20 protein-coding genes are annotated in these 25379 nt (G+C 73.9%); 8 read left to right on the top strand and 12 right to left on the bottom strand.

The annotated features are described in order from the left end of the window. Positions 1-28: 28 nt before the first annotated feature. Genes ACTOWY_RS07090 through ACTOWY_RS07080 form a run of 3 tightly spaced genes read right to left on the bottom strand, consistent with a single transcriptional unit; the run spans position 29 to position 3746 of the window. Positions 29-718, bottom strand: coding sequence for a helix-turn-helix transcriptional regulator (locus ACTOWY_RS07090; protein WP_441308785.1), 690 nt, complete (start codon positions 716-718; stop codon positions 29-31). After that, entirely contained in the window at positions 715-2001 is a 1287-nt protein-coding gene (locus tag ACTOWY_RS07085; protein WP_441308784.1) for a type VII secretion protein EccE, read from the bottom strand. The genes ACTOWY_RS07090 and ACTOWY_RS07085 overlap by 4 nt, the downstream gene beginning before the upstream one ends. Before the next feature lie 11 nt (positions 2002-2012). Then, positions 2013-3746: a BTAD domain-containing putative transcriptional regulator gene (locus ACTOWY_RS07080; protein ID WP_441308783.1), complete on the bottom strand. Its 1734-nt coding sequence runs from the start codon at positions 3744-3746 to the stop codon at positions 2013-2015. 63 nt (positions 3747-3809) lie between these two features. Between ACTOWY_RS07080 and ACTOWY_RS07075 the strand changes: the two genes are divergently transcribed. The 3 genes from ACTOWY_RS07075 (at position 3810) to ACTOWY_RS07065 (ending at position 6750) form a co-directional block, all read left to right on the top strand. Next, positions 3810-4463 carry a response regulator transcription factor gene (locus ACTOWY_RS07075; protein ID WP_441308842.1) on the top strand — a complete coding sequence of 218 codons (654 nt, stop codon included), beginning with the start codon at positions 3810-3812 and terminating at the stop codon, positions 4461-4463. Beyond that, positions 4460-5713, top strand: coding sequence for a sensor histidine kinase (locus tag ACTOWY_RS07070; protein WP_441308782.1), 1254 nt, complete (start codon positions 4460-4462; stop codon positions 5711-5713). The genes ACTOWY_RS07075 and ACTOWY_RS07070 overlap by 4 nt, the downstream gene beginning before the upstream one ends. Positions 5714-5790: 77 nt before the next feature. Continuing rightward, positions 5791-6750 carry an AAA family ATPase gene (locus ACTOWY_RS07065; RefSeq protein ID WP_441308781.1) on the top strand — a complete coding sequence of 320 codons (960 nt, stop codon included), beginning with the start codon at positions 5791-5793 and terminating at the stop codon, positions 6748-6750. Here ACTOWY_RS07065 and ACTOWY_RS07060 read toward each other — a convergent pair. Next, positions 6747-8252 (bottom strand): serine/threonine protein kinase, encoded by a 1506-nt coding sequence (locus tag ACTOWY_RS07060; RefSeq protein ID WP_441308780.1) that lies wholly within the window; start codon positions 8250-8252, stop codon positions 6747-6749. The genes ACTOWY_RS07065 and ACTOWY_RS07060 overlap by 4 nt on opposite strands. Before the next feature lie 180 nt (positions 8253-8432). Between ACTOWY_RS07060 and eccD the strand changes: the two genes are divergently transcribed. Next, positions 8433-9806, top strand: coding sequence for a type VII secretion integral membrane protein EccD (gene eccD / locus ACTOWY_RS07055; RefSeq protein ID WP_441308779.1), 1374 nt, complete (start codon positions 8433-8435; stop codon positions 9804-9806). Between the two features lies 1 nt (position 9807). Continuing rightward, entirely contained in the window at positions 9808-11226 is a 1419-nt protein-coding gene (eccB, locus tag ACTOWY_RS07050; RefSeq protein WP_441308778.1) for a type VII secretion protein EccB, read from the top strand. 162 nt (positions 11227-11388) lie between these two features. Here eccB and ACTOWY_RS07045 read toward each other — a convergent pair whose 3' ends face one another. Genes ACTOWY_RS07045 through eccCa form a run of 3 tightly spaced genes read right to left on the bottom strand, consistent with a single transcriptional unit; the run spans position 11389 to position 17078 of the window. Then, positions 11389-12762: a hypothetical protein gene (locus tag ACTOWY_RS07045; RefSeq protein WP_441308777.1), complete on the bottom strand. Its 1374-nt coding sequence runs from the start codon at positions 12760-12762 to the stop codon at positions 11389-11391. Positions 12763-12772: 10 nt separating this feature from the next. Continuing rightward, positions 12773-13090: a hypothetical protein gene (locus ACTOWY_RS07040; protein ID WP_441308776.1), complete on the bottom strand. Its 318-nt coding sequence runs from the start codon at positions 13088-13090 to the stop codon at positions 12773-12775. A gap of 31 nt (positions 13091-13121) precedes the next feature. After that, a complete protein-coding gene (gene eccCa, locus ACTOWY_RS07035) occupies positions 13122-17078 on the bottom strand; it encodes a type VII secretion protein EccCa (protein ID WP_441308775.1) in 3957 nt (1318 codons plus the stop codon). Positions 17079-17243: 165 nt separating this feature from the next. On the opposite strand from eccCa, the gene ACTOWY_RS07030 reads away from it, so the two are divergent. Both ACTOWY_RS07030 and ACTOWY_RS07025 read left to right on the top strand, forming a co-directional pair. Continuing rightward, positions 17244-17549: a WXG100 family type VII secretion target gene (locus tag ACTOWY_RS07030; RefSeq protein WP_247760520.1), complete on the top strand. Its 306-nt coding sequence runs from the start codon at positions 17244-17246 to the stop codon at positions 17547-17549. Positions 17550-17596: 47 nt separating this feature from the next. Continuing rightward, entirely contained in the window at positions 17597-17902 is a 306-nt protein-coding gene (locus ACTOWY_RS07025; RefSeq protein ID WP_247760519.1) for a WXG100 family type VII secretion target, read from the top strand. A gap of 54 nt (positions 17903-17956) precedes the next feature. Here ACTOWY_RS07025 and mycP read toward each other — a convergent pair whose 3' ends face one another. Further along, positions 17957-19249 (bottom strand): type VII secretion-associated serine protease mycosin, encoded by a 1293-nt coding sequence (gene mycP, locus ACTOWY_RS07020; protein WP_441308774.1) that lies wholly within the window; start codon positions 19247-19249, stop codon positions 17957-17959. Between the two features lie 121 nt (positions 19250-19370). Between mycP and ACTOWY_RS07015 the strand changes: the two genes are divergently transcribed. Continuing rightward, the gene (locus ACTOWY_RS07015) at positions 19371-19724 is read left to right on the top strand and encodes a YbaB/EbfC family nucleoid-associated protein (RefSeq protein ID WP_441308773.1); all 354 of its coding nucleotides are present in this window, start codon (positions 19371-19373) and stop codon (positions 19722-19724) included. Here the strand turns inward: ACTOWY_RS07015 and ACTOWY_RS07010 are convergent. From ACTOWY_RS07010 to ACTOWY_RS06995, 4 genes are read right to left on the bottom strand one after another with little or no spacing between them, the layout of a single operon-like run. Further along, positions 19721-20245 carry a hypothetical protein gene (locus ACTOWY_RS07010; RefSeq protein WP_441308772.1) on the bottom strand — a complete coding sequence of 175 codons (525 nt, stop codon included), beginning with the start codon at positions 20243-20245 and terminating at the stop codon, positions 19721-19723. The genes ACTOWY_RS07015 and ACTOWY_RS07010 overlap by 4 nt on opposite strands. Positions 20246-20298: 53 nt before the next feature. Next, positions 20299-22380: a transglutaminase family protein gene (locus ACTOWY_RS07005; RefSeq protein ID WP_441308771.1), complete on the bottom strand. Its 2082-nt coding sequence runs from the start codon at positions 22378-22380 to the stop codon at positions 20299-20301. Beyond that, positions 22377-23507, bottom strand: coding sequence for a DUF58 domain-containing protein (locus ACTOWY_RS07000; protein ID WP_441308770.1), 1131 nt, complete (start codon positions 23505-23507; stop codon positions 22377-22379). Before ACTOWY_RS07000 ends, ACTOWY_RS07005 begins: the two co-directional genes overlap by 4 nt. After that, on the bottom strand, positions 23504-25342 hold the full coding sequence (locus ACTOWY_RS06995) for a fibronectin type III domain-containing protein (RefSeq protein ID WP_441308769.1): 1839 nt from the start codon (positions 25340-25342) through the stop codon (positions 23504-23506). The genes ACTOWY_RS07000 and ACTOWY_RS06995 overlap by 4 nt, the downstream gene beginning before the upstream one ends. Between the last annotated feature and the right edge of the window lie 37 nt (positions 25343-25379).

Here is a 25379-nt window from a genome sequence, read left to right as displayed (position 1 = left end):
CTGACCCGCCGCGCGTCGCGGGCCGGGATCAGCCGACGCGGTCCATCAACCAGCCCCGGTCCGCCGCCTTGGCGCCGGCCTGGAACCGGCTGCGCGCGCCGAGCCGGTTCATGATGTCGGAGACCATCCGGCGGACCGTGCGCACCGAGATCCGCAACCGGGCCGCGACCGACTCGTCCGTGCAACCGTCGAAGAGCAGGGTGAGCAGCTCGCGTTCACGCACCGTCAACTCGGCCGCCGCCGGCAGGTCCGAGGCGATCAGCGGCACCGCCGCGGGCCACACCCGCTCGAACAGTTCGGTGGTCGTGCGCACCACCCCGGCCAGCCGGAACATCGCGATCCGGCCCGGGTAGCCGTCGGCGCCCTCGGCGGGCAGCACGGCGACCGAACCGTCGATGACGAAGGCGTCCATCGGCACCTCGGGCAGCGTGCGCACCTCCGCCCCGGCCAGTGCCAGCGCGCTGAGCTGGAGCGATGCCCCCGGCGCGGTGCGGACCTGGTCGGTGACCAGCACCCGGTAGCGCACGCCGCGGCGCAGGTTGTCGTGGTCGATCTTGCGGAAGGTGGCCAGCGGACGCGGGAACGCGGTGTTGCCGCGGCGGGCCACCAGCACCTCCCTGCTCGCACCGGCGAGCTGGGTGTCCACCGCGGTGGAGGTCGGGGCTGGGGCGCGGTCGGCCGGGCGCAGCAGGGAGAGCACGGGAGTCTGGCTGTTCACAGCGGGTTGCCTCCGATCGGCATGGTCGCGGCGAGGGCGCGGGCGTGGTGCCCGTCGAGTCGTTCCAGGCGCACGCCAAGGCGTTCGCCCAGGTAGGTCAGGTCGGCGGCGGCCGCGTCGACCACGGCGCCGTTGGTCGCGGCGATCCGGAGCACCGCGGTGGGCTCCCGGTCCTCGCCGGTGCTGACGGCCACCGTGATCGCCACCCCTGGCGCGGTGGCCAGCAGGCGTTCCAGCAGCGGACCACGGTCCGAAGTGGACAGTTCGGCGAACCCGGCGAGCCGGAACCCGGCCTGGGCCACCGCGCCCGCCCGCCAGAACCGCCAGTCCTCCCGGGTCTCACCGCGGCCGGATCCGGTGTGGGTGAGCGCGGGCAGCACTGCCCGGAGGTCCTCTTCGGACAGTGCGTCGGCCGGCAGTCCGGCGCGGGTGAGCCTGCGCAGCACCCGGCGGACGGTGTTGGCCAGCGCGGTGGTCAGGTCCTCGTCCCGGCAGATGTCCGGATCCCGCAGCGCCCGCACCGCCAGCCAGGTGCGTGGCGGCCGGTCCCGCACCGGGCCGGTGTGCACGACCAGGCGGGCGCCGAACTCGGGCATGTCCGGATCCGGATCGGGCAGCAGCGCCCCGGCGGCCGCGGCGCGCAGGAACTCGCTGTCGGCGGCCCGCGGTTGCAGCACCACGACCAGTTCGTCGGGATGGCTGAGCAGGCCGGCCGGGACGCCGCCGATGGTGGCGGTGCGGGCGCGGGTGGCCGGGGCGAGCAGGGCCAGCAGGGCGGCCGGATCGTGTTCGGGGGCGCCGAGATCGTGGTCGCGGCGGCGGAGCGTGTGCCGGATCCGGGTGGCCAGCAGGGTGGTCAGCCAGCGGCCGCGGACCCGGATCGCGGTGAGCGCGAGCAGGGCGGCGTTCACGCCGAGCGCGGTGGCCAGCGGCCACGGGCGGCCGATGGCGAGCACGGTGCTGATCGCGGCGAGCTGCCAGCAGAGGATGCGCAGGGCGGGGAGCTGGAGGCGGCGGGCGGTGGCAGGCGCCGCAGGTGGCGGCGGGGTTGGCGTGACCGGGCGGGGCTGGGGGTGGCGGACGGAGGTGGCGGCCGCGAGTACGAGTCCGGGGGCCGGGCGCGGGTTGGCGGACCGCACGGGGCCGGTGACGGCGTGCGGCGACGGGTGCACGGGGCGCGTGACGGCGTGCGGCGGGGCGGTGTCCGGCTGGATCGGGCCGGTGGTGCGGGTGGTCAGGCCGGTGGGCCAGCCGGGCTCGGGTGACCGGGGATGCTGCGGCATGGGTGCGCTCCTCACGCGACGCGGGCGTTGGACAGCGGGCGGGCGGTGCGGCGGGCCTGGTCGCGGATCAGCGGGTGGGTGCGGAAGCGGCCCGCGCCGGGGGCGTCCAGGAGGTGGTGGTCGGTGAGTTCCTCCAGCAGGTGCCTGGCCTCCGGCTGGGGCAGGCCCAGGTGCTGGGCGGCCTGGCGCAGCTCGAACTCCGGCGGCAGCGTGGCCAGGGTGTGGAAGGCCACCCGCGCGCCGGCGGAGAGTCGCCGGTACGAGCCGGTCACCTCGGGTGCCAGCTCGTCCCGGCCGCGGTCGGTGCCGAGCCAGTCGGCCAGGTCCGCGGTGCTCCACAGTGGACGGACGGCCAGCCGGGTGGCGGCGGCGTGCAGCGCGGCGGGCAGGCCGGCGCAGGCGGTCAGCACCGCGGTCAGCGGGGACAGCGCGGTCAGCGGCTGCTCGCGCGGGCCGGCCGCGGTGTGGAACAGACTGGCGGACTCGTTGTGCGACAACGGGGTCAGCGGGTGCCGGGTTTCGCCGGGCAGCCGCCAGCCCCGGGTGCGGGTGGTGATCAGGGTCAGGCTGGCCGACGGGCCGGGCAGCAGCGGGCGGACCTGGTCGGCGTCGGCGGCGTCGTCCAGCACCAGCAACACCCGGCGGCGGGACAGCTCCGAACGCCACAGCGCCGCGCACTCGTCGGCGTCGGCCGGGATGGCGGTGTGGCCGAGGCCGCGGAGCAGCCGGGCCAGCGCGTCGGCCGGGGTCAGCGGGTCGGTGTGGCCGCGCAGGTCGAGGAAGAACTGGCCGTCGGGGTAGCGGGTGGACAGCCGGTGCGCGGCGTGGATGGCCAGTGCGGTCTTGCCAACGCCTGCCATGCCGTCGAGCACGACGGTCCCGCCGGGTGCGGCCCGGTCCAGCGCGTTCAGTTCGGCGCCGCGGCCGGTGAAGCCGGGGATGTCCCTGGGCAGCTCGCGTCGCGGCTGGGTGGCGGTGTCCGCGGTGAGGGCCTGCTGGTGCGCCTGGGCCAGTGCGGGGCTGGGATCCACGCCCAGCTCCTCGGCCAGCATCCGGCGGGCCTGGCGGAACGCGGCCAGCGCCTCGGCCCGGCGGCCCGCCGCGTGCAGGGCGCGCACCAGGTGCGTCCACGCGCCCTCGCGCAGCGGGTCGTCGGTGGTCAGCGCGCGCAGGACGCCGATAGCGGCCTGCGCCTCGCCCGCGGCGAGCTGGGCCTCGGCCAGGGTTTCGCGCAGTTCGCGGCGGGTCTCCTCCAGCCGGTCCGCGGCGGCCTGGAAGTCCGTGCCGGGCAGGTCCTCGAACGCCCGGCCACGCCAGTGCGCCAGCGCCGAGGTGAGCAGCGCGATCGCGGTGTGCGGATCGCCCCCGGCCAGCGCCGCGCGGGCCGCGCTCGCCTGCCCGGCCACCTGGTCCGCGTCCAGCTCGCCCGGTTCCACCCGCAGCCGGTACGCGCCGGGCCTGCTGTCGATCCGGGACCCGCCCGGCGCGGGCGGCAGCACCCGGCGCAGGCGGCAGATGTAGGTCTTGAGATTGGCCTCGGCCGAGGCGGGCACGGCCTGTTCATGCCAGGTCGACTCGATCAGACGGCCCACCCGCACCCACGCGTTAGGGTGCAGCAGCAAGGTAGTCAGCACCGTGACGGGTTTCCGCGCACCAAGCTCGAGCACCGTCCCAGCCGGGTCGCGGGCCTCGGTCGGGCCCAGTACGTGGAAGAGCAACATCCCCGCCCCCAATCGCGATCGCACTCACCATCCCTGCGGCCACATGAGGTTTCCATGACACGACCGGGATTGATCCCCGTGCGCGTTCTGGTGGTCGAGGACGACGATGACCTGCGCTTCGCCGTCGCCGCGGAGCTGCGGGCGGCCGGGCTGACGGTGGCCGAGGCCGCCGATATCGCCGCCGCCGACCAGGCCGTGCGCGCCGGTGAGCACGCCTGCGTGGTCTTCGACCGGATGCTGCCCGACGGCGACGCCATCACCTATGTGCATCAGCGGCGGCAGGACGGCTGGGCCACCCCGGTGCTGTTCCTGACCTCGCTGGACAAGCTCGCCGACCGGGTCGCCGGGTTCGAGCACGGCGGTGACGACTACCTGGCCAAGCCGTTCGCGGTGGCCGAGCTGACCGCCAGGGTGCTCGCGCTGTGCCGGCGCGCGGGCAGCGGCAGGCCCTCGGTGCTGCGGCACGAGGACCTGGAGATGGACTGCGCACGCCGCGAGGTCCGCCGGGCCGGGGTGCTGCTGACCGTCTCCGACAAGGAGTTCGCCGTGCTGGAGCACCTGCTGACCAGGGCAGGCCAGGCGGTCTCGCGCACCGAGCTGATCGAGCACTGCTGGGACTCCAGCACCGACCCGATGTCCAACGTGGTCGACGCGGTGGTCAAACGCCTGCGCGCCAAGCTCGCCGAACCCCGGCTGATCCACACCTTGCACGGTCGCGGCTTCCGGCTGGGCTCGGCGTGACCACCACCTCCGCCGAGGGGCTGCGCCGCCTCCGCCGCCTGCTCACCCTGCTGTTCACCGTGCTCAACGCGGCCGGGCTGATCCTGTTCGCCTACCTGGTGATCCGCGAGGACCGGCAGCAGGGCGAGCAGGCCATGGACGCCGAGCTGCGCCAGACCGGCGCGGTGGTGGCCCGGCTGGTCACCTATGAGGGCAGGCTCGACACCGGGATGCTGGGCACGGACCAGCTCAACAACGCCTGCCCCCAGATCACCGTGCTGGAACGGCATCCCGACAGCACCTGGACGACGAATTACACCAGCGAACGGCTGTGCGCCAAGCTGGCGGAGACCATGCTGACCAGTCTGGCCCGGCAGTCCGTCGACACCCGGAGCGTGATCAACAGCTACCAGCGCGGCACTGGCGGCGAGTTGCTCAGGGTGTCCGTGGACGCGCTGAAGATCCCCGGCGAGCGGCACGTGGGCGCGGTGGTCACCGCGATAGACGCGCGCGAGGTCGAGGACCGGCACGACCGGCGGGTGCTGATCGTGTTCGCGGTGGGCACGCTGCTGCTCGGCGCCTGCGCGCTGGCCGGGCACATCTTCTCCGGCCGGGCCATGCGCCCCGCGGTGGACGCGCTCGCCCAGCAGGAGGCGCTGCTCGGCGATATCGCGCACGACCTGCGCAAACCAGTGGCCGCGCTGCGTGCGCTGGCCGAGACCGCGCTGCGCAACCCGGACCAGCACGCCGAACTGCTGCCGCGCGCGGTCCGGTTGTCCGCGCGGATGGGCGGCATCATCGAGGGCCTGCTCATGCGGGCCCGCTTCGCCGCCGGGGTGCAGGAACTGGCCCGGCAGCCGATCTGGCTGGATCAGCTGGTCGCCGGGGTGGTCGAGGACACCCCGCCGGAGGGCGCGCGGATCACGCTGACCACCACACCCAGCAAGGTCAGCGCGGATCCGGTGCTGGTGCAGCGCGCGGTGGCCAACCTGATCGGCAACGCCCTGCAGCACGGCCGGCAGCCGGGCGCGACCGCGGTGGTGCACGTGCACGTCACGGACAACCGGATCACCGTCGCCGACCAGGGCCCCGGCATCGACGCCGAACGCGCCGAACTCGCCCTGGACCGCTTCACCAGCGGCGGCGGCTCCAGCGGACTGGGACTGGCCATCGTGCGCTGGGTGGCCCAGGCGCACGGCGGCACGCTGCGGGTGTACAACGCCGAGCAGGGCGGGGCGATCTTCGAGCTGGAACTCCCCTCGGGTGACTGAGCTGTGTACCGGCCGTGGATGAGCGGTATACCGGGTGTTCCTAGGCTGGGGCGGATGGACGTCGACGGGGGTTGGGAATGAGTGGCACTCAGGCCGGGCAGGTCTACTCGCTGATCGCGCGCAATGTGCAGTCGGTGCTGCGCGGCAAACCCGAGGTGGTCCGGCTGGCCGTGGCCGCCCTGCTGGCCGAGGGGCACCTGCTGATCGAGGACGTGCCGGGGCTGGGCAAGACCACGCTGGCCCGGTGCATCGCGCGCAGCATCGGCGGCAGCTGGAACCGGATCCAGTTCACCCCCGACCTGCTGCCCGGCGACATCACCGGCGTGACCGTGTACCACCAGAAGGAAGAGCAGTTCACCTTCCATCCCGGCGGCATCTTCGCCAACGTGGTGGTCGCCGACGAGATCAACCGCGGCACGCCCAAGACCCAGTCCGCGCTGCTGGAGGTCATGTCCGAGCGGCGGGTCACCGTGGACGCGGTCACCCATCCGGTGCCCAGCCCGTTCCTGGTGGTGGCCACCCAGAACCCGATCGAGATGGAGGGCACCTACCGGCTGCCCGAGGCCCAGCTCGACCGGTTCCTGATGCGGCTGGCGGTGGGTTACCCGGACGTCGACGCCGAGGTGCTGGTGATCATGAGCGACTGCGCGGGCGTGTCCCCGGACGACCTGCCGGCCGTGGTCGACATCCCGACCCTGGTCGCGGCGATCACCGAGGTCCGCAAGGCGCACCTGGACCGCGCGGTGGTCGAGTACGCCGCCCGGCTGGCCGGGGCCACCCGCGAGCACACCGCGGTCCGCTTCGGCGCGAGCCCGCGCGGCAGCATCGCGCTGGTACGCGCGGCCCAGGCGATGGCCGCCACCGAGGGGCGCAACTTCGTCACCCCGGATGACATCAAGGACGTCGCGGTGCCGGTGCTCGCGCACCGCCTGGTGCTCACCGCCGACGCCGAGCTGAACCAGCGCGGCCCGGCCGAGATCGTGGCCGACGTGCTGGCCGCGACCCCGGCCCCGGCGCTGAACCAGAGCGCGCGCTAGTCGCGGCAGATCGCGCCGTTGATGGCCTTGGGCCGGCTCTTGTGGACCGGGCCACTGCTGGAACCGCTGACCTGGAAGCAGTACTTGAGATTCGGGTCGATGTCGATTGTGAAGCTGGTGCCTCGCTGCGGCGTGGAACCCTTGGCCTCGACGTCGTTCTCGCTCGCCACGGCGACCGAGAACCACAGCGCTTCACTGCTGCGCCAGTTCAGCTCGACCGTGTTGCCGCGCCGGATGGGCTCCTCCATCACGATCTCCACCTGCTTCGCGGTGGTCGACGGGGTGGGCGTCGCGCTGGCCGGGACCGGGCCGGGCGGCAGGGCCATCTCGGCCGGGTCCTCGCTGATCAGCAGCACCGCGCCGACGGCGAGCACGGCGATCACGCCGACGCCGACGAGCACCAGCCCGGTGCGGCTGGCTGGGCGTTCGGGCCGGGCCGGGCCGGAGATCACCAGGGGGGCGCCGCGGGGTTGCGGGGGCGCTGGGGTGGCTTCGTCGGCCGGGGTGGTGTTCCGGCGGCGGGGTGCGGTGGCGTCCGGGAAGTTGTCCGTGGGCAGGCCGGGGCGGTCCGCGGCGGGCGGGCCGGGCTGGGCAGTCGCGGGCCGATGCGGACCCGGCGTGCCGGGTGGCGGCGCCGGGCGATAGGCCGGGACCTGCTCGGCGAAATCGTCGAACCCGCGCCCTTGCGTCGTCGGTCGCGCGGTCCGCGGTTCCGGGCCGCCGATCCGGGCCAGCCACTCCGAGACCACCGAAGCCTCGGCCGGGCGCAGCGCCGGATCCTTGCTCAGCAACGCCGACACCACCGCCACCAGCGCCTCTGGCACGTCCGCCCGGTTCAGCGGCGGCACCGGCGTGCCGAGCACGCGCAGCATCCGCTCGCCCTCCGGTTCGCCGATCGCGCCAGGGTGCGGGGACTCCCCGGACAGCGCCAGGTGCAGCAGCGCGCCCAGGCCGTAGAGGTCCGAGCGTTCGTCCACGGTGCCGTCGCGCAGGGTTTCCGGGGCGGCGAAGTCGATGCCGGTGCGCTGGTCGCGGGGGTAGGCGCGGCGCAGGGTGAGGCCGAGGTCGGCGAGCACGGGTTCGCCGGTGGGGCGGAACAATAGGTTGCCGGGGGTGACGCCGCCGTGCACCAGGCCGGCGCCGTGCGCGGCGGAGAGCGCGGTGGCCACGGCCCGGCCCAGCGCGATCGCGTCCGGCACGGACAGCCTGCCGCAGCTGGTGACCAGCTCGCGCAGGGACTGCGAGCACAGCTCCATCCGCAGCGCGGTGCGACCGTCGGGGGTGTCCTCGACCGCGTCGGCGACCAGCACCGGCGCGCGGTCGCGCAGGCCGGCCAGCCGGGCCAGTTCGCGGTCCAGCTCGGCGCGGGTGCGCTTGGGCAGTTTGGCCGGGAAGACCTTCAGCGCGTACGCCTCCCCGGTGTCCGCGCGCACCCCGGCGTACACCGTGGCCACCGGGCCGTCCCCGAGCAGAACCAGTTCCTCGGGCCCGTTGCTGGTCATCGCGGGCTCCCCTCCAGCTTTTCGCTCCGGCGCCAATCATCCGTCCGTACAGGTGATGGCCGCTAGCTGCCGACCCGGTTCCCCGTCGCGGCGCGCCACCAGATCGTAGGAAAGACGAACCACAGGTGCGTGCCGGGCGGCAGCTTGTTGCCGCACCGGCCGGTGCGAGGAGGTAGGCCGATGACCACGACCGGGCTGGTGCGAGTGACGGTCGCCGCGCCGCACCGGCGCATCGACATGGCGCTGCCCGAGCAGTCCAGCGTCGCCGAGATCGTGCCGGGACTGTTGCGGCACGCGGGTGAGCACCTCGCCGATGACGGCGCGGGCGACGGCGGCTGGCTGCTGCGGCGCGGTGACGGTTCGCCGCTGGAACTGGGGCGCACCCTCGGCTCGTACCGGATCCGGGACGGCGAGGTGCTGCACCTGACCTCGCGGCGCACCGAATGGCCTGAGCTGGAGTACGACGATCTGGTCGACGCGATCGCCGACGGGGCGGGCCGGGCCGGGCGGGCCTGGAGCGCGCGGCACACCCGGCGGGCCGCGCTGACCGTCGGCGGTGTGGTGCTGCTGCTGGGATTGGCGGTGGTGCTGCGGGCCGGACCGCCCTGGCCGATGCCCGGTTTGTGGTCACTCCTGGTGAGTTTGCTGCTACTCGCCGTGGGTGCTACGTTGGCCAGGACCGCGGGAGACGCGGTGGCCGGCGCGGTCTTCGGGGCGCTGGCGCTGCCGTACTCCTTCCTCGGTGGAGCTTTGCTCCTGGCCGGAAGCCACCCGCTGCTGGATCTGGGCGCACCCCAGGTGCAGGCGGGCAGCGCGGCACTGTTGCTCGGGGCAGTGCTCGGTCATCTCGGCACCGCACACGGACTGCCGGTCTTCGCCGCGGCGGCGACCAGTGGACTGCTCGGCGTGCTGGGCGGGGCGCTCGCGAGCCTGGACATCTTCGATGGCGTCCAGGCGGCCGCGATCGTGGTCGGCGCGGTGCTGGCGTTCTCCCCGATGCTGGCTCCGCTGGCGATCCGGCTGGCCCGGGTGCCGATGCCGGTGCTGCCGCGTACCACCGCGGATCTCATTCGGGATGATCCGCAACCGCCACGACCGGCGGTGTACCAGGCGGTGTCGCGGGCGCACGGGTTGCTGACCGGCATGCTGGTCGGCGCCGGGCTGGTGGCCGTGCTCTGCCAGGTGGTGCTGGTGCGCGGTGGCCGCACGTCCGCGTTGTGGTTGCTGGTGGTGCTCACGCTCGGGTTCCTGCTCCGGGCGCGGCTGTATCCCGTTCTGTGGCAACGGATTCCGTTGCTGGGCGCGGGGGTGTGCGGGGCGGTGTGCCTTGCGCTCGGTCCGTTGCTGGCCGGGCGGGTGGCCATCGCCGGTGCGGTGCTGCTCGTGGTCGGCGGGCTGATCGTCTTCGGCGGTCTGCGGCACAGCACCGGTCCGGCGAGTCCCTACCTCGGGCGCTATGCCGAGCTGTTCGAGGTGGCGGTGGTGCTCGCCGTGGTCCCGGTGGTGTGCGCGGTGCTGGACCTGTACGCCTACCTGCGCGGGCTGGGCGGCTGAGATGGCATCGAGTCGCGATCAGCTTCAGGCACACCAGTTCCTGGCCCAGCGGGCGATCTCCGCGCTGGTCACCAGGGAGACCGATCCGGAACAGCCACCGTTCCGGCGACCGAGCGTGTCCGCACTCGGCAGCATCGCGCTGGCGGTGATCATCCTGGCCGGCTTCGGCGTGTACGGGCTGATCGTGCCGGGTGGCAAGGACGCCTGGCGCTCCGGCGACGCGGTGATCGTGGAGAAGGAGACCGGGGCGCGGCTGGTGTACGTGGACGACAGGCTGCGGCCGGTCACCAACCACACCTCCGCGTTGCTGGCGCTGGGCAAGTACGCGCCGACCATGGACGTCTCGCGGAACTCCCTGGTCGGGGTGCCGCGTGCGCCGCGGATCGGGCTGGTGGACGTGCCGGATGGGCTGCCGGGCAAGGAGCGGGTGCTCGGCGGCGGCTGGAGCATGTGCTCCCAGCCCGCGGTGGACGGCACCGGCGCGGCGGTGCACGAGTCGGTGCTGCTGGTCGGCCAGCCGCCTCCTGGCGGCCGGGCGATCGGCGATGCCGCGCTGCTGCTGGAACTCCCGGACAAGGGGGACTGGCAGCTGGTGTGGCGCGGGCACCGGCACCGGATCGCCCAGGCCGACACCGGCGCGGTCCGGCTGGCACTGCAACGCGGTCCGCTGCTGCGGGCGGGCGCCGCGCTGGTGGACAACCTGCCGGCCGGCGAGCCGATCGGGCCGATCTCGTTGCCGGACACCGGAAAACCGAGCACCGCGGTGCCCGGCAAACCAGACCTGCGGATCGGCGAGCTGGCGCTGGTGCGCACCTCGGGCGAGGTGACCCAGCACTACCTGGCCGAGGCCGACCGGCTGCGCCCGATCTCGGCCCTGCAGTACGAGATCCAGCGCGCGCACAAACCCACCGCCGAGGCCCTGGGCGGCGAACTGAACGGCATCACGTTGAGCCCCTTGGCCGTCAGCGGCGCCCGGCTCGCCGCCGCGACCCCGGCCAAGGCAGGCCAGGCCCCGGACAAGCGCCCGGAGTTCGCCGGTTCGGCCGCGGGCGCACCCACCGTGTGCGCGAGCTTCGCACCCGGCCAGCAGGTGCCCGGTGTGACGGTGGATCCCGTGCTGCCACAACGAGATCCGGCCCTGCTGACCACCCGCCGCACCGACACCGGCCTGCCACTGGCCGACCGGGTCCTGGTCTCGCCGGGCTCGGTGGCCCTGGTCGAGGTGCTACCCAGCCCAACCGCCCCGGTCGGCACCCTGTCCCTGGTCAGCGACCAGGGCCGCAACCACCCGCTGGCCACCCCGGACGTGCTGGCGATGCTCGGGTACGAGGGGGTGGTGCCGGTGCGGATGCCGGCCGGGCTGGTCTCGCGCATCCCGTTGGGCAGTGGACTGGATCCACAGGCCGCCAAGCGTTCGTAGGCGAGGACAACCGAGGACGAGTGGCCGCTTGATCGGCGCCCGACCAGCCCCACCTCGCGTGGCCCCACTCCGGACAGCAGCGAACCCTCGGCAACAGCGAACCCCCGGCAACAGCGTTGCCCCGTCCGGAAATCCGGACGGGGCAACGCTGTCGCCGATCCGTCAGCGAGACCGGCGACGCCCACGCGGCTGCTCGGGCTGCACCACGGCCGAGGCCGCGGGCGCGCCCTCGACGCGCCACATCTCCTCGTCCAGCAGTTCGATCGTCGTGGTCTCGTCCGCACGGCGTCGCCGGGATCCGGTCGGCACCGCGCCGACTCCCGCGGACTGGCCGCCCAGCCGGGCCGGAACGCCGGGAATCCCCCGCTTGACGCCCTTGCCCGGTGCCGTGCCCGCGTTCTTCGCCGCGCCGCTGCCGGGTTTGGGCTGGTTGCCGCCCACACCGGCGCCACCCAGCGGCGGGGCCATCGGGGGGATGCCCGCGCCCCGGGACAGGGAGCTGGCGGCGTTGGTGGTGCCGGTGGTGCCCGCTGAGGCGACCGGGGCTTCCGGGGGTGGGGCCAGGTTGGCCGCGGCGCCCATGGCGGCGGCGCGCGGGACGGGTGGCGGGCCGAGGATGCCCGCGCCCTTGAGACCGGGCGGTGTGCGGCCGCCGCCCCTGGCTCCGGCCAGGCCGCCAGCGCCGCCCAGGCCACCGGTCGGGACCGGGGGGAGCAGGGGGAGTGGCGGGGTGTTGACGGGCGGCGGGAGGGATGGGAGTGGTGGTGGCACGGGGGGTTTGGGCACGGCTGGGGTGGGAGTGTCGCCCGCGAGGCTGGGGCCGCCGGGGGGTGCGGGCGGAGCGCCGGGGGCACCACCGGGCGGGCTGCCTGGGGCTCCGCCGGGGGGTGCGGACGGGGCGCCGCCGGGCGGTGCGCCCGCGGGTCCGCCGGGAGGGGCGCCTGCGGGGCCGCCGGGGGGTGCGCCGGGCGGGGCCCCCGCAGGGCCGCCGGGGGCGGCGTCGGTGGCGTTGGCGGGGGAGTTGGGCGCGGCGGCGTTCTGGGGGCCGCGCCAGTCGGCGCCCAGGGCGTTGCGGGTGGCTTCGGCGGTCTGGGTGAACAGGGCGGCGAGCTGGTTCATCGGGACGCCCGCGTTCTGGCTGGCCTGCCTGCGCAGTTCGGCCTCCATGGCGGGGGCCTGCCGCATCGCCTTCTGGAACCACTCCCAGGTCGCCATCACCCCGGCGTGGGCCTGGGGCAGGGCGACGGCGAGGTTGGCCAGCGAGGAGGCGGGTTCGGTGGCGATGCGTTCGGTCCAGTCGGTCAGCGAGGTCACGCCGGCCTGGACCTGGTCGCCGAAGAGGTGCCCGGCGCTGTCCAGCCAGTGCTGGCCCAGTTCCTGACCCCGGCCGTGCAGGTCGGTGCCGGCCTGGCTCAGCTGGTTGTGCAGCGCCGTCCACATCTCGCGGGCCTTGGTGACCTGCTGGACGCGGCCGCCGCCGATCTCCGCCTCGATCAGCTGGACCTGCTGCTCGATCTCCATCGTGGTGTAGTCCATGACCTCCCCCTCACCCGGTCCGCTCGCCGGTCGGCATCTGCCGGGCGCTGTCGCGGTCCTGGCCCGAGTACTCCTCGGCCGCGCCGACGGCCAGGCCCTTGTACGCGGTGTAGCCCTGGTCCACCGCCGTGGTGAACGCCTCGACCTTGGTCACCGCCTCGGTGTGCGCGGTGCCGAACGCGGTGCCTTCCGCCATGCCACCGCTCGCGCCCTGGGCGCTGGCGGCGCCGGCGGCGCGGACCGCGGTGAAGTCCGGTTGACGCAACTGCTCGGCGAAATCGCGCATCGCGCTGATCCGGCCGTTGATGTGCCCCGGTGGTGCGGACATCTGGATCTCCCCTCTCGGATGGGCTTGTGGGTCACGCCTCGCCGGGTGGCAGCCAGGCGAGTTGCACCAGGCGGGCCGAGTCGCGGCGGTCGACCAGCCAGCCGCGGCCGGGCGGCAGTTTCTCCGCCTTCAGCCCGCCCAGCAGCGGTCCCTCCTCCTTGTCCCCGGACAACATCAGTCCGGGCGAACCGACATCGCGGAGCCTGGTGAAGAACTGCTCGAACATGGCCCGCCCGGCCCCGCCGGTGCGCCGGGCCAGCACCACGTGCAGGCCGACGTCGCGGCCCTGCGGCAGGTAGTCCAGCAACGGCAGCATCGGGTTGTCGTACTGGCTGGCGACCAGGTCGTAGTCGTCGACCAGCACGAAGATCTCCGGGCCCTGCCACCAGCTCCGGGTGCGCAGCTGTTCGGGCGTGATGTTCTTGCCCGGCAACCGTTCGGTCAGCGCGGTGGCGGCCTCGGTCATCAGCCTGCCGGTGGTGGCCTTGTCGGTGCCGTAGCCCAGCAGGTAGGGCGCGCCGACCTCGCCGAGCAGGCCGCGGCGATGGTCGATGAGCACGATCCTGGCCTGCTCCGGCGTCATCGTCTCCTGGATGCGGCGGGCCAGCACCCGCAGGAACGTGGTCTTGCCGGACTCCGGGCCGCCCAGCAGCAGGTGGTGCGGATCGGCCTGGTAGTCCCAGTGCACCGGCGCCAGATCGCGTTCGGCGATGCCGGTGACCAGGCGGTTCTGCTCGTCCATGGCGGTCAGGCCGGGGTAGGACAGGCTGGCGGGCAGCATCCGGACCTTGGGTGCGCGCGGACCGTGCCAGCCGCGGGCGAGGCCGCTGACCAGCTCGGCCACCCCGGCGGGCAGATCACGCGGATCGTGGCCGCCGTCGATGCGCGGCAGGGCGAGCAGTAGCTGGTGTTTGCCCATGCTGACGCCGCGGCCGGGCGCGTTCTCCGGCACCATGCTCGCGCTGGCCCGGTCGACCATGGTGTCCAGCGGATCGCCAAGGCGCAGCTCGATCCGGCTGCCGAACAGGTCGCGGATGTTGGGCCGCAGGTCGAAGGAGCGGCCGCAGGCGGCGAGCACGTGGATGCCGTAGGACAGCCCGCGCGCGGCGATGTCGGCGACCGGGTCCTCCAGGTCCTCGAACTCCTTGCGCAGCGTGGCCCAGCCGTCCACCACCAGGAACACGTCGCCGTGCGTCTCCTCGGCGAACCGGCCCTCCGCGCGCAGTCTGCGGAACTCGGCCATGCCGTCGATGTCGTGTTCGGCGAAGAGGCGTTCCCGGTGGGTCAGCGCGGTGACCACCTCGGCCACCGTGCGCCGGACCGCGCCGGCGTTCTGCCGGCCGGCGACCCCGCCCACGTGTGGCAGGCCGGTGAGCGTGCCGAGGCTGCCGCCGCCGAAGTCGAGGCAGTAGAACTGGACCTCGCGCGGGGTGTGGGTGAGCGCGAGGCTGGTGATCAGGGTGCGCAGCGCGGTGCTGCGGCCGCTGTGCGGGGCGCCGACGACCAGGGCGTGCCCGGTCGCGGCGGACAGGTCCAGCACCAGGTGCTCGCGCCGCTGTTCCAGGGGCCGGTCCACGATCCCGGCCACCGCGAGCAGTCGCCCGGCCAGTCGCGGTTCGGTGATCCCGAGGCCGCGGATCGGGTCCTCGACCGGGGTGCCGAGCAGCTGGTCCAGGGACGGCGACTCGGCCAGCGGGGGCAGCCAGACCTGGTGCGCGGGCACGCCTTTGCCCTCGAATCGTTCGACCAGCACGTCCAGCAGGCTCTCGCCGACGCCCTCGTCCGGATCCTCGGGCGCGGTCACTACCGGCGTGGTGTCGGCGGGCGGGGCGAGGTAGGCGGTGGAGTAGGCCATCAGCCGGGGCGCACGCGGTCCGGCGCCACTGGAACCGGCCTCGGCGCGGCGGTGCACGCCGGAGACGTAGGCCGAGCGGAACCGCACCATCGGCTCGGTGCCCGACTTCAGGAAGCCGTGCCCTGGCGCGCGGGGCAGCGCGAAGGCGTCGCCGACGCCCAGCACCACCCGGCTTTCCGCCTCGGAGAAGGTCCGCAGCCCGATCCGGTAGGACAGGTAGGTGTCCAGGCCGCGCAACCGGCCTTCCTCCAGCCGCTGGCTGGCCAGCAGCAGGTGCACGCCCAGCGCCCGGCCGATCCGGCCGATCTGCACGAACATGTCGATGAAGTCCGGTTTGGCCGAGAGCAGCTCGCTGAACTCGTCGCACACCACGAACAGCGTGGGCACCTCCGGCAGCGGCGCGCCGGCCGCGCGGGCCTTCTCGTAGTCGCGCAGCGAGGAGAAGTTTCCGGCCGCGCGCAGCAGTTCCTGGCGGCGGATCAGCTCGCCGTTGATGGCGTCGGTCATCCGGTCCACCAGGGGCAGTTCCTCGGCCAGGTTGGTGATCACCGCGCTGGTGTGCGGCAGCCGGTCCAGCTTGGTGAAGGTGGCCCCGCCCTTGAAGTCGATCAGCGCGAAGTTCAGCGAGCTGGGCGGGTGGGTCACCGCCAGCGCGAGCACCAGGGTGCGCAGCAGTTCGCTCTTGCCCGCGCCGGTGGCGCCCACCAGCAGCCCGTGCGGGCCCATGCCGTCCTGCGCGGACTCCTTGAGGTCGATCTCGATCGGGGTGCCGTCGGCGCGCACGCCGAAGCGGATCCGCAGCTTGTCCCGGTTGGGCCGCTGCACCCAGGTCCGGGTCGGGTCGAACAGGTACGGGTCGCCGATGTCGAGCAGTTCGCCCAGTCCGAGCGAGGCGCTCAGCGGCTGTTCACCGCGGCCGCCGTCGGCGCCACGCAGCGGGGCGAGCTGGCGAGCCAGGCCCTCGGCGGCGATCGCGTCCAGCTCGTCGGCCACGCCCAGTTCGGTCTCGCCGTCGATGGTCTCGCTGGTCAGCGTGCCGTCCGCGGCCACCTCCAGGACCACCGCGGCCCGGTCCAGCGCGCGTGGCGGCAGCGTGGTCAGGTCGAGCACGGTGACGCCTTCCACACCGCCGCCGGTCATCAGGTGGTCCGAGCCGATGGTCGAGCCGCCGTCGATGACCACCACCAGGTGCGGCTCACCGCCGGGGTGCCCGGCCTCCGGGTCGAACCGGCGGCGCTGGGCCAGGAGGTCCTCCAGCATCGCTTCGATCCCGGGCACGGTCGGCGCGACCAGCCGCAGCGGGCCCAGCGCGTCGGTCTTCTCTGGGTGCAGCGCGTGCGGCAGCCACTTCACCCACTCCCAGTCCGGGCGCTCGTCCCGGCCCGCGCACACCGCGATCCGCAGGTCCTCCGGGGTTTGCAGGGTGGCCAGCGAGGCCACCATGGCCCTGGCCAGGCCGACCACCCGGTCGCTGTCGCCGCGCAGGTGGATCCGGCCGAACCCGGTGACCGCGATGGCCAGCGGCAGGCCGGGAATGGCGGTGAAGGTGCTGATGAACCGGCGCAAAGCCAAGGCGGACAACGGTTCCAGCTGTTCGAGAGGTTTGGTGTCCGGTGCGATGATCGCGGTGGACAGGCTTTGCGCGCCCGCTCCGATCCGGGCCACCGCGAAGTCAGGGTCGTCCCGGCGGCGCTCCCACAGCCGGTAGCTCGCGGCCACCGACCACAGCGCCCTCGGTTCGGGGTGCAGGTAGGCCAGCGCGTCCCGCTGCCGGTGCGCGGTGCGCCGCACCCGCAGCCGGTGCTGGGCCAGTCCACGCAGGTAGGACCGCCGGGCAAGGCCCATCTCACGTTTGCTGGGGCCGCCGCCGGTGACGAAGGTCAGCACGATCATGCCGACCGCGGCCACCCCGAACAGGCCGAGCACGACGTACCGCAGCGTGCCGGCGGCCGAGCCGGAGAACAGCAGCACGGAGGCGCCGAGCACGGCGATCATCGGCAGCATCATCAGCGCCTGCTGCCACTGCCTGCCCGCCGGCGCCGGGATCTCCGGCGGCGCGTCGATGACCAGCTCGCCCGAGGGCAGCTCGGGCGCGGGTCTGCGCTGCGGCCGCCGCACCACGATCGTCGCCACGGATTCCTCCTTCATCGGCTGGGGAATCCGATCGTCCTGGAATGCGCGGGCCGGGAAATGGCGGTGGCAGGAAGGTGCCGCGACCGCCGTGCGATGGCGGGCTCCGCTTTAGCGTCACGGTGACCGGAATACACGGCATTGGCCGTCCGAATGAGGGGAGCCCGCATGTCCGGGCAAATTCACGGTGCGGTAAGCGGAATCGCGCAGACCGGTACCGCCGCCACGAACATCGCGCAGAGCATCGACGGTCACCGGCAGCGGGCCACCGCCCAGGCCGACGCGCTCAGCGGCGCCTGGGAGGGCCAGGCCAAGGTCAGCTTCGACCAGGCCTTCGACAACTGGGTGACCGGGGTGCAGCGGGTGGTGGCCTCGCTGACCGAGCTGGGCGAGAACGTCACCTTCGCCTCGCGCACCTACGAGCAGCAGGACCAGGACTCGGCCGGTGGTTTCGCCGGACTGACCACGACCTGAGCCGCTCGCGTACTGATCTGATTGCGTTCTGAACAGGGGAGCAGGAAATGGTAGACGTCGTTCGCGGAAACTTCGGACAGCTCGATGGATTCGCGCAGCAGTTGCTGGGCACCATCAACCAGATTCAGTCCGAGATGGACCAGATGGCTCAGGCCGCCGGAATCACCGGTTCGGACTGGACGGACACCGGTGGTGGCGAGTTCGGCGGTGTGCACGATGCCTGGAAGGCGGTCAGCCAGCAGCGTCAGGAGCTGGTGGAGCAGATCCGCGGCGGTGTGCAGAACACCAACACGAACCTGCAGACCGCGTTGCAGCAGTCCATCTCGCGGATCGGCAGCACCTCGATCGGCTGAGGTCGACACTCAGGCCCCGGTTCGCGCCAGCAGCGGACCGGGGCCTGTGCTGTGTCAGCGTTCCACCGGCGGGGGCGGCAGCAGGAAGACCTGCTCGGGCAGTTCCTCCCGGACCGGGGTGGCTGGCAGCGGATCGGCGGTGCCGGCGGCCCAGCGCCTGCGGCGGCCACGCGGCAGCACCACCGCGATCAGCACCGCCAGCAGCGCCGCGCCCACGGCCGCCGCCGCGCCTGCCTTGGCCTGCTCGCCCGCGTTCCGCCACCAGGCTTCCGCGCTGAGCCGGGCCACATCCGGCGCGGGATGGGTCAGCGGCGGCACCGGCGCCGGGGCCACCGCGGACAGGCCGTCGGTGACCGCGCGATACGGGTCGACCACGCCCGCGCCGTAGCCCGGACTGCCCTTGCCGCCACGGGCCGGGGTGGCGGTGGCCAGCAGCCGCCGGGTCACCTCGGCCGCGGACAGCTCCGGCCAGCGGGCCCGCACCAGCGCGGCGGTCCCGGCCACGAACGGCGCGGCGAAACTGGTGCCGGTGAAGTAGGTGTGCCCGCCCGCGCGAGTGGGGCCGAGCACGCCGACCCCTGGCGCGACCAGGTCCACGAAGTCGCCGAGCTGGGAGGCAGGCAGCTTCGCGCCGTCGATGTCGATCGCGCCCACCCCGAGCACCCCGGGGTAGGCGGCCGGGTAAGAGGGCCGGGAGGCGAACGGGCTGTCCGGCTGCTGGTTCCCGGCCGCGGCCACCACCAGCACGTCCTTGCTGACCGCGTAGGCCACCGCGTCCCGGATGTGCCCGTTGTCCACCGGTCCGGACACCGACAGGTTGAGCACCTTGACGCCCTGGTCCACCGCCCACCAGATGCCGCGGGCCAGCACCACCGGGTCGATCGCGGCCGCGCCGCCGTTGTCGGTCAGGTCCCGGTCGCTGACCCGCACCGGCAGGATCCGCGCGCCCGGCGCGATGCCGCGGAACCCGATCCGGTCCGCCTCGCCCGCCGCGATGATCCCGGCCACCGCGGTGCCGTGCGAGACGCAGTCGAAGTTGCCGGGCAGACCGCCGAGGTAGTAGAAGTCCCGGCCCCGCAACACCTTTGACGCCAGCTGCGGGTGATCGGCGTCCACTCCCGAGTCCACCACGGCCACCGTCACCCCGGCCCCGTCGCTGAACGGCCAGGCCCGGTCCGGGGCCAGCACCTGCTGGGCCCACGGCAATTGCCCGATCTCCGGCCGGGCCGGGGTGGGGTTGTGGCAGGTGCCGGGCGGCGGCGCGGCCAGGGCGAGCCCGCCGCCCGCGCCGAGGCCGAGCAGCGTGGCCGCCAGGAAAACGGTGGCGTGCAGGCGAATGCGTCCCATCCTGCGATGGTCCGGCCTCGCGTGTCCGAGCGGCCGGGCCTGGCCGCAAGCTGTCAGCACGCGCCGGATCTTGTTGCGCCGCAGCACACTTGGCCTCTCGAACCCGGTGCAGGAGGTTGTCTTGACCGATCAGGGGATCCAGCAGCTGGCGGATTCGGTGCGCAGGCTGCGCGAGGGCATGCGGGACATCACCGGCACCGCCGACTCACCGGACGGGCTGATCAGCGCGACCGTCGGCGCCCGCGGTGAGCTGCTGGAACTGGAGCTGAACCCGCGCGTGTACCGGCAGCCCGATTCGGAGCTGCTGGCCGCGGACATCGTGGAGACCATCCAGCGCGCGGTGGCCGCGGCCCAGCGGGAGGTTTTCGAGCTGGTCAAGGAGTTCCTGCCGACCGATGCCGATCCGGCGGGCACCGACCTGGACTTCGACCCGTTCCTGCACGCCGTGGCTGACAAGCGCAAGACCTGGGTCTAGGCCGGGCCCAGCCGGATGACCGCGACCCCGTCGCGCACGGCCACGACCTGCGTGCGCAGCCCGTTGGTGGTGAGCCAGCCGCCGGTCTTGGCCACCACGAAGGTCATCGCCGGGGCACCGGCGGTGGCGCCGACCAGCGAGCACTGCACGCCCTGGTCGCAGTTGAACTCGATCCGGCCGCTGGGGAAGGTCAGGTTCAGCGTGACCGAGTCCGCCTCGATCTTGGCCACCCGCACCGTGCCGACCTGCTGTTTGACCAGGTTGATCGTGGCCGGTTTGTCCAGCAGCACCTCGCAGGTCCCGTCCGTGCAGGCCCGCAGGTTGCCGCCGTCCGCGGCCTCGGTGGGCAGCGGCGGAGGCGGTGGCGGTGGCGGGGTGCTGCTGGAACTCGGCAGGGCGGTCGTGCTGCCGGCGGCGGGCGTCGCCGTCGAGGAGGGGGCCGGGGCGGGCGCGGTCGTGGCGCACCCGCCCAGCAGCAGCGCGGCGACGCCCGCCAGTACGGGGAGACAGGTTCGGTTCACCGCCTCATGCTGGCCAGACCGCCGCTGCGATGGGGCGGTCTGGCCGGAAGCTGTCAGGCGGTGCGCGGATCCAGTGCGGCGCGCAGCCGGTCGCGGAGGGATCCGTTGCGGGACAAGCTCTTGCGCACCTGCCGCTCGGCGTCCCATGCCCGGTCGGTCAGCTCGGCGGTGGCCGGTCCGCCGGACCACAGCGCGGTATCCACGGTGCCTGCCAGCAGCCGCAGGGTGTCCACGGTGAACCGGTCGGCCAGCGGCGCGGCCGCGATGGCCAGGTCGCGCACGGTCATACCAGGGGTCACCGGGATCCGGAAGGCGCGCAACCGGTCCCGCACCTCGGCCACCGCGCCGGTGACCGCGGCCGCGCCGGTGGCCCGGCGCCGTCGCCAGCGCCGCAGCAGCCGCCACAACGGCACCCCGGCCAGCCACAGCACCGGCAGCGCGAGCACCAGTCCGAGCAGCGACCACCACAGCCACTGCCAGCCGCCGCCAGCCGATTCCTCTTCGCTGTCACCGGTTCCGGACGCGGGCAGGTCGGGGTCGCGCAGGGCCGCGGGCGCGGGCAACTTCTGCCGGGCCTGATTGGTCAGGTCGGCCAGGCCGCCGCTGTCGCTGTCACTGTCCCTGGCCGCGGTCTTGGTCGGGTCCAGTGCCACCCAGCCGAAGCCCTGCACCGCGACCTCGGGCCAGGCCAGCACATCCCGGTTGCGCACCACCCGCCGTCCGTCCGCGGTGGCGGTGGCCGGTGCGGCGAAACCGACCGCCACCCGGGCCGGGATGCCCAGCAACCGGGCCAGCGCGACGTAGGCGGTGGCGAACTGCTCGCTGGTGCCTTCCTTGTCCTCCAACAGGAACTTCCGGATCTGTGGCCAGCCGTGCCCGGTCGGCAGGTCGGCGCTGACGGAGACCTTGTAGTGCTCGGTGAGGTAGCGCTGCAACTGCAGGGCGGACTGGAAGGTCGCGCGCAGCCCCTTGGTGGCCTCGGTGGCCAGTTCGGCCACGCCGGGCGGGATCTCGCCGATGTCCTCCCGCCAGCCGGGCACCTCCGGGTCGATCGCCGCGTCGAGGAGCCCCTCGGCCTTGGGTTCCCACCAGGCGAGCCGGTAGTTGGTGATGCCGCCGGGTCCGAACAGCATGCCGTTGTCCGGGCCCACCAAGGGATCCAGGCCGGTCACCGCGGCGGGCCATGGCTGGCTGGGCAGCCAGCGACCGCTGCCGGGCAGCGTGGTGATGTCGGCTTCCCGGCGTTGCGGGTCGAGCAGGCCGGGTGGCGGCGCGAGTTCGGCGCCCAGGCGCTGGAAGTACTCGTCGGGCCGCCAGTTCACCCCGTCGAAGTGGGTCAGCACCACCGTGGTCCAGCGGTCCACCTTGGCCGAACCGGTGTAGGAGAACACCGTCCGGTCCGGGGCGCGCAGCCGGGCCGCGATCTCGTCGAGCGGACTGGCCGTGGGCGTGGGCGGCAACGGCGTGGGCCGCTCCTGTTTGAGCGAGTAAGCCGGGCGCCCCAACGGATCCGCCAGCACCGCGAGTCCCGAACCGGCCACCGCGGCGGCGATCACCGCGGCCAGCGCCACCGGCCGCACCCGCCCGCGCACCAGCGTCAGCACGCCCGCGGCGGCGTAGCCCAGCGCGGCGGCCACCGCGAGTCCGTCGGGCGCGGGCGCGTAGAGCTGGCTCAGGCCCAGCACCGCCGCACTCGGCAGCAACGCGGGCAGCGGACCGCGGGCCCGGTGCGCCAGTTCGATCCCGAGCAGCCCGGCGGCCAGCACCAGCAGCGGCACGAACAGCAGCAGCGCGGGTTCGGGCCTGGCAGGCCAGGTCGAGTCCAGGGCCAGCTGCCAGGAGTCGACCAGCCCGGCGCCCAGCGCGACCAGGGTGTCCCCGGTCGGCAACCCGGCCAGCGTGGTCGGGAACAGCTCGGTCTGCACGATGCCCAGCAGCCCGGCCACGCCGAGCAGCAACGGCCGCCACGGCGTCAGCGCCGGGAACCGCGCCACCAGCTCACTGCCCGCGGCCAGCACCAGCGTCACCACCAGCACCGAGGGCAGCAGCACCGCGAGCCCGAACACCGGCGCGAACAGCAGTCCGGCCACCGCACCGGCCAGCAGCACCCCGGCCAGGGTTTGTCGCTTGCTCATCCGGTCACCGCGTTCCACCGCCGCACCGCAGCGGCCGCGTCCGCCGCCCGGATCACCCGCCCGGCCGGGACCGGCGTCACCGACTCGCCCAGCGCGACCACAGTGGTCGCCGGGTAGCGCGTACGCAACCGGGCCAGCTCGCTCGACTCGTCCAGCGTCACCCCGGTCACCACGACCAGCGCGCCGTCCCGGCTCCGGGACTGGGCCAGCGATGGCGGGGCCAGCGCGGCCGAGGTGTCCTGGGGCAGTTCGCACAGCTCGTCCAGCAGCCGCCGCGCCGCCGCCGGACCGTCCGAAGTGGACAGATCAACCCCGCCGGGGGTGACCAGCCTGCAGCGCTGACCGCCGAGCGCGGCCGCGTGCAGCACCGAGGCGGCCACCTCCACCGCCTCCTCGAACCCTTGCGCGGACAGCGATTCCGCCCTGGTGTCCAGCAGCAGGGTGAGCCGGGGCTGGTCCGGATCGGCGTACTGGCGCACCATCAGCCGCCCGGTGCGTGCCGCCGCCTTCCAGTGCAGGTGCCGGACCTCGTCGCCGGGCTGGTACTCGCGGACCTCACGCAGGTCCAGCGAGCCGTGCAGGTCCTCGGCCACCCTGCCCTCATGGTGGTGCCGGGGCGTGCCGCGCACGGCCAGCCGCAGCGGGTGCCTGCGCGGATGCACCCACACGGTGGCCGCGGTGCCGGTGGACAGCGTGCCGCGGGCCAGGCCCAGCGGATCGGTGCGCTCCAGCACCAGCGGTCCCACCGGCAGCCGCCCGCGTTTCTGGGTGGACAGTTCGTAGTGGTAGCTGGCCTCGGTGCCCGGTGGCAGCGCGTTGACCCGCACCTCGTGCACGCCCTCGCCGAGCCGGTCGCCCGCGGTGAACGCGACCTGCCGCCGGGGGCCGGGGTTGCGCACCAGTAACCGGGCCAGCGCGGGCCTGCCGCGCTCGACCCGGTCCGGGTAGACCTCCCTGGTCACCGCCACTTTCGGTCGCCGCACCACCAGCGCCAGCGCCGCGGCGACCGCGCCCGCGCACAGCCCGCCGAGCGCCCGCAGCAGCGGATGCCCGGCGAGCACCCCGGCGATCAGCAACAGCACCGCGAACACGAGCACGGCGAGGCCGCGCCGGGTCAGCCTGGTCACTGACTCACCCATCTGATCGTGTTGGACTGCACGCCGTCGCCCCGGACCCACACATTCCTGCCGACCTGGCAGAAGTGGAACGCCTGGAAGGTCACCGAGCCGTCACCGCCGACGGTCTGCGTGGTGCCCTCGTTCCGGTAGTCCTTGTTGTCGGAGTAGGGGATCACGAGCACCCGGCTGCCCGGGGTGAAGCCGCGCAGGGTCACCCGCATCAGCGCGCTGTGCGGCAGGTAGGTGCAGTCGTTCTTGTACAGCTCGGGCCTGCCACGGCTCAGTTCGATCGAGCGCACCGGCTTCGGCACCACCGGGGTCGCCCTGGACTGCGCGCCGGGGCCGCGCCCGGCCGGGTTCTCCGCCACCACGGTCACCGTGTACGCGGTCCCGTTCGCCAGCCCGCGGATCACGTTCGAGCGCGCCCCGCCACCGACCCGGACCGAGTCGCCGCCCGCGCTGGAGGTCCAGGACACGTGGTAGGCCGACACCGCGGCCCCGTTGGCCGCGGCCGCGCCCCAGTTCACCGTGAGCTGCCCATTGCCCGCGGTCGCGCGCACCCCCGGCGGCGCTCCCGGCGGACTGGCCGGGGTGACCGGACGAACGGTGTTCGGCCGCGCGGCCACGGTGGTGCCGCGCCGCGGCGGATCCAGGCGCGGCGGCTGGTAGCGCGAACTCGGCGGGCCCTGCACGGTGCTCAGGCTGGGCTCGGCGGGCGGCGGCTGCGGCGGCTTGCCGCTGGTGCTGATCCGGTCCTTGGTGATCGGCACCGGGATGATCTTGCCGTCGTGGTCCACCGCGACCACGTGCGTGCCGTCCACGTTGTCCACGTACACCCGCGAGTCCTCGCCCCGGCTGACCCTGGTCGCGCCCGGCGGCACCGGCGCGGACCCCACCTGGCCGCCGTCGCGGTTGTAGGTGAGCACCGAGTTGCGGGTCTTGTCCACCACGACCACCCGCTGCCCCGAGGACTCCACATCGGCGTACTCACCCGAGGGCAGGCTCACCACCCTGGGCTGCTCAGCGGGCCTGCTCCGGTCCAGGCCACCGGCGTCCACCAGCAGCAATCGCTTGCCGCCCGGGTCGAGCACGGCGATCCGCCCGTCCACGTCGGTGCTGGCAGGCCGCGCGGTCGGCGGCAGGTCCGCGCCCACCTTGGTGCCCTCGTCCAGCGGGCCCTCGCCCACCGCGTGCACGGTGTCGGCGGTGGTGTTCAGGAACACCGGCTGGTCGGCGACCACGGTCAGCGACCCGGCGTGGCCCTTGGGCGCCTCGGCCGGACAGGCCAGCCGGGTGGCCTCCTTGGCCAGCTTGCAGATCGCGCCGGTGTCGGTCCGGTGCACCCACACGGTGCCGTCCGCGGTGGCCACCGGATCGCCCACGGCGCCGTCGGTGGACACCTCGCCCGCGGTGCGCCCACCCAGCCGGGAGATCTTGCCAGCCTGCTTGAACACCAGGTACGGCCCGCCGGTGACCTGCAGTGGCACCGGCGCCTCGGCGGTCGTGGGCAGCTGGGTGGTCTTCTCCACCCGCAACGTGGACTTGCTGAACTCGACGACCTGCCCGCGCGGCAGGATGACGTAGCCACTGCTGCCGCCCTGCACCACCTGACTGCCCGCAGGCACGTCCGGCGCGGCCACCTGGGCGTCGATCGCCCCGGTCGCCCCGTTGAGGTGGTAGATCCCGCCGAGCACCGCGTTGTGCACCCAGTGCCCGTTCTGCAGGAAGTCCGCCCCGCCCCGCGGGGTGGCCGCGCCGGTCAGCGCCACCACCACCGCACCTGTCACGGTCAGCGCGGTCAGTGCGATGGGCACGCGCCCGCGACCGATGCCCCTCGGCTTCATGGGCAGCACCCTAGGCCGAGGGGCTACACGGACGGTT

This window comes from Crossiella sp. CA198 (assembly GCF_052078295.1).
In the GTDB taxonomy this organism is placed as follows: Bacteria; Actinomycetota; Actinomycetes; order Mycobacteriales; family Pseudonocardiaceae; genus Crossiella.
Note: the sequence above shows the minus strand (reverse complement) of the source record. Positions and strands in the feature narration are given on the sequence as shown.

Coding starts and splice junctions, on each gene's coding strand:
- ACTOWY_RS07085 (WP_441308784.1), bottom strand. CDS start 2,001: ATGCCGCAGCATCCCCGGTCACCCGAGCCCGGCTGGCCCACCGGCCTG.
- ACTOWY_RS07030 (WP_247760520.1), top strand. CDS start 17,244: ATGTCCGGGCAAATTCACGGTGCGGTAAGCGGAATCGCGCAGACCGGT.
- mycP (WP_441308774.1), bottom strand. CDS start 19,249: ATGGGACGCATTCGCCTGCACGCCACCGTTTTCCTGGCGGCCACGCTG.
- ACTOWY_RS06995 (WP_441308769.1), bottom strand. CDS start 25,342: ATGAAGCCGAGGGGCATCGGTCGCGGGCGCGTGCCCATCGCACTGACC.
- ACTOWY_RS07025 (WP_247760519.1), top strand. CDS start 17,597: ATGGTAGACGTCGTTCGCGGAAACTTCGGACAGCTCGATGGATTCGCG.
- ACTOWY_RS07045 (WP_441308777.1), bottom strand. CDS start 12,762: ATGGACTACACCACGATGGAGATCGAGCAGCAGGTCCAGCTGATCGAG.
- ACTOWY_RS07060 (WP_441308780.1), bottom strand. CDS start 8,252: ATGACCAGCAACGGGCCCGAGGAACTGGTTCTGCTCGGGGACGGCCCG.
- eccD (WP_441308779.1), top strand. CDS start 8,433: ATGACCACGACCGGGCTGGTGCGAGTGACGGTCGCCGCGCCGCACCGG.
- ACTOWY_RS07040 (WP_441308776.1), bottom strand. CDS start 13,090: ATGTCCGCACCACCGGGGCACATCAACGGCCGGATCAGCGCGATGCGC.
- ACTOWY_RS07065 (WP_441308781.1), top strand. CDS start 5,791: ATGAGTGGCACTCAGGCCGGGCAGGTCTACTCGCTGATCGCGCGCAAT.
- eccB (WP_441308778.1), top strand. CDS start 9,808: ATGGCATCGAGTCGCGATCAGCTTCAGGCACACCAGTTCCTGGCCCAG.
- ACTOWY_RS07005 (WP_441308771.1), bottom strand. CDS start 22,380: ATGAGCAAGCGACAAACCCTGGCCGGGGTGCTGCTGGCCGGTGCGGTG.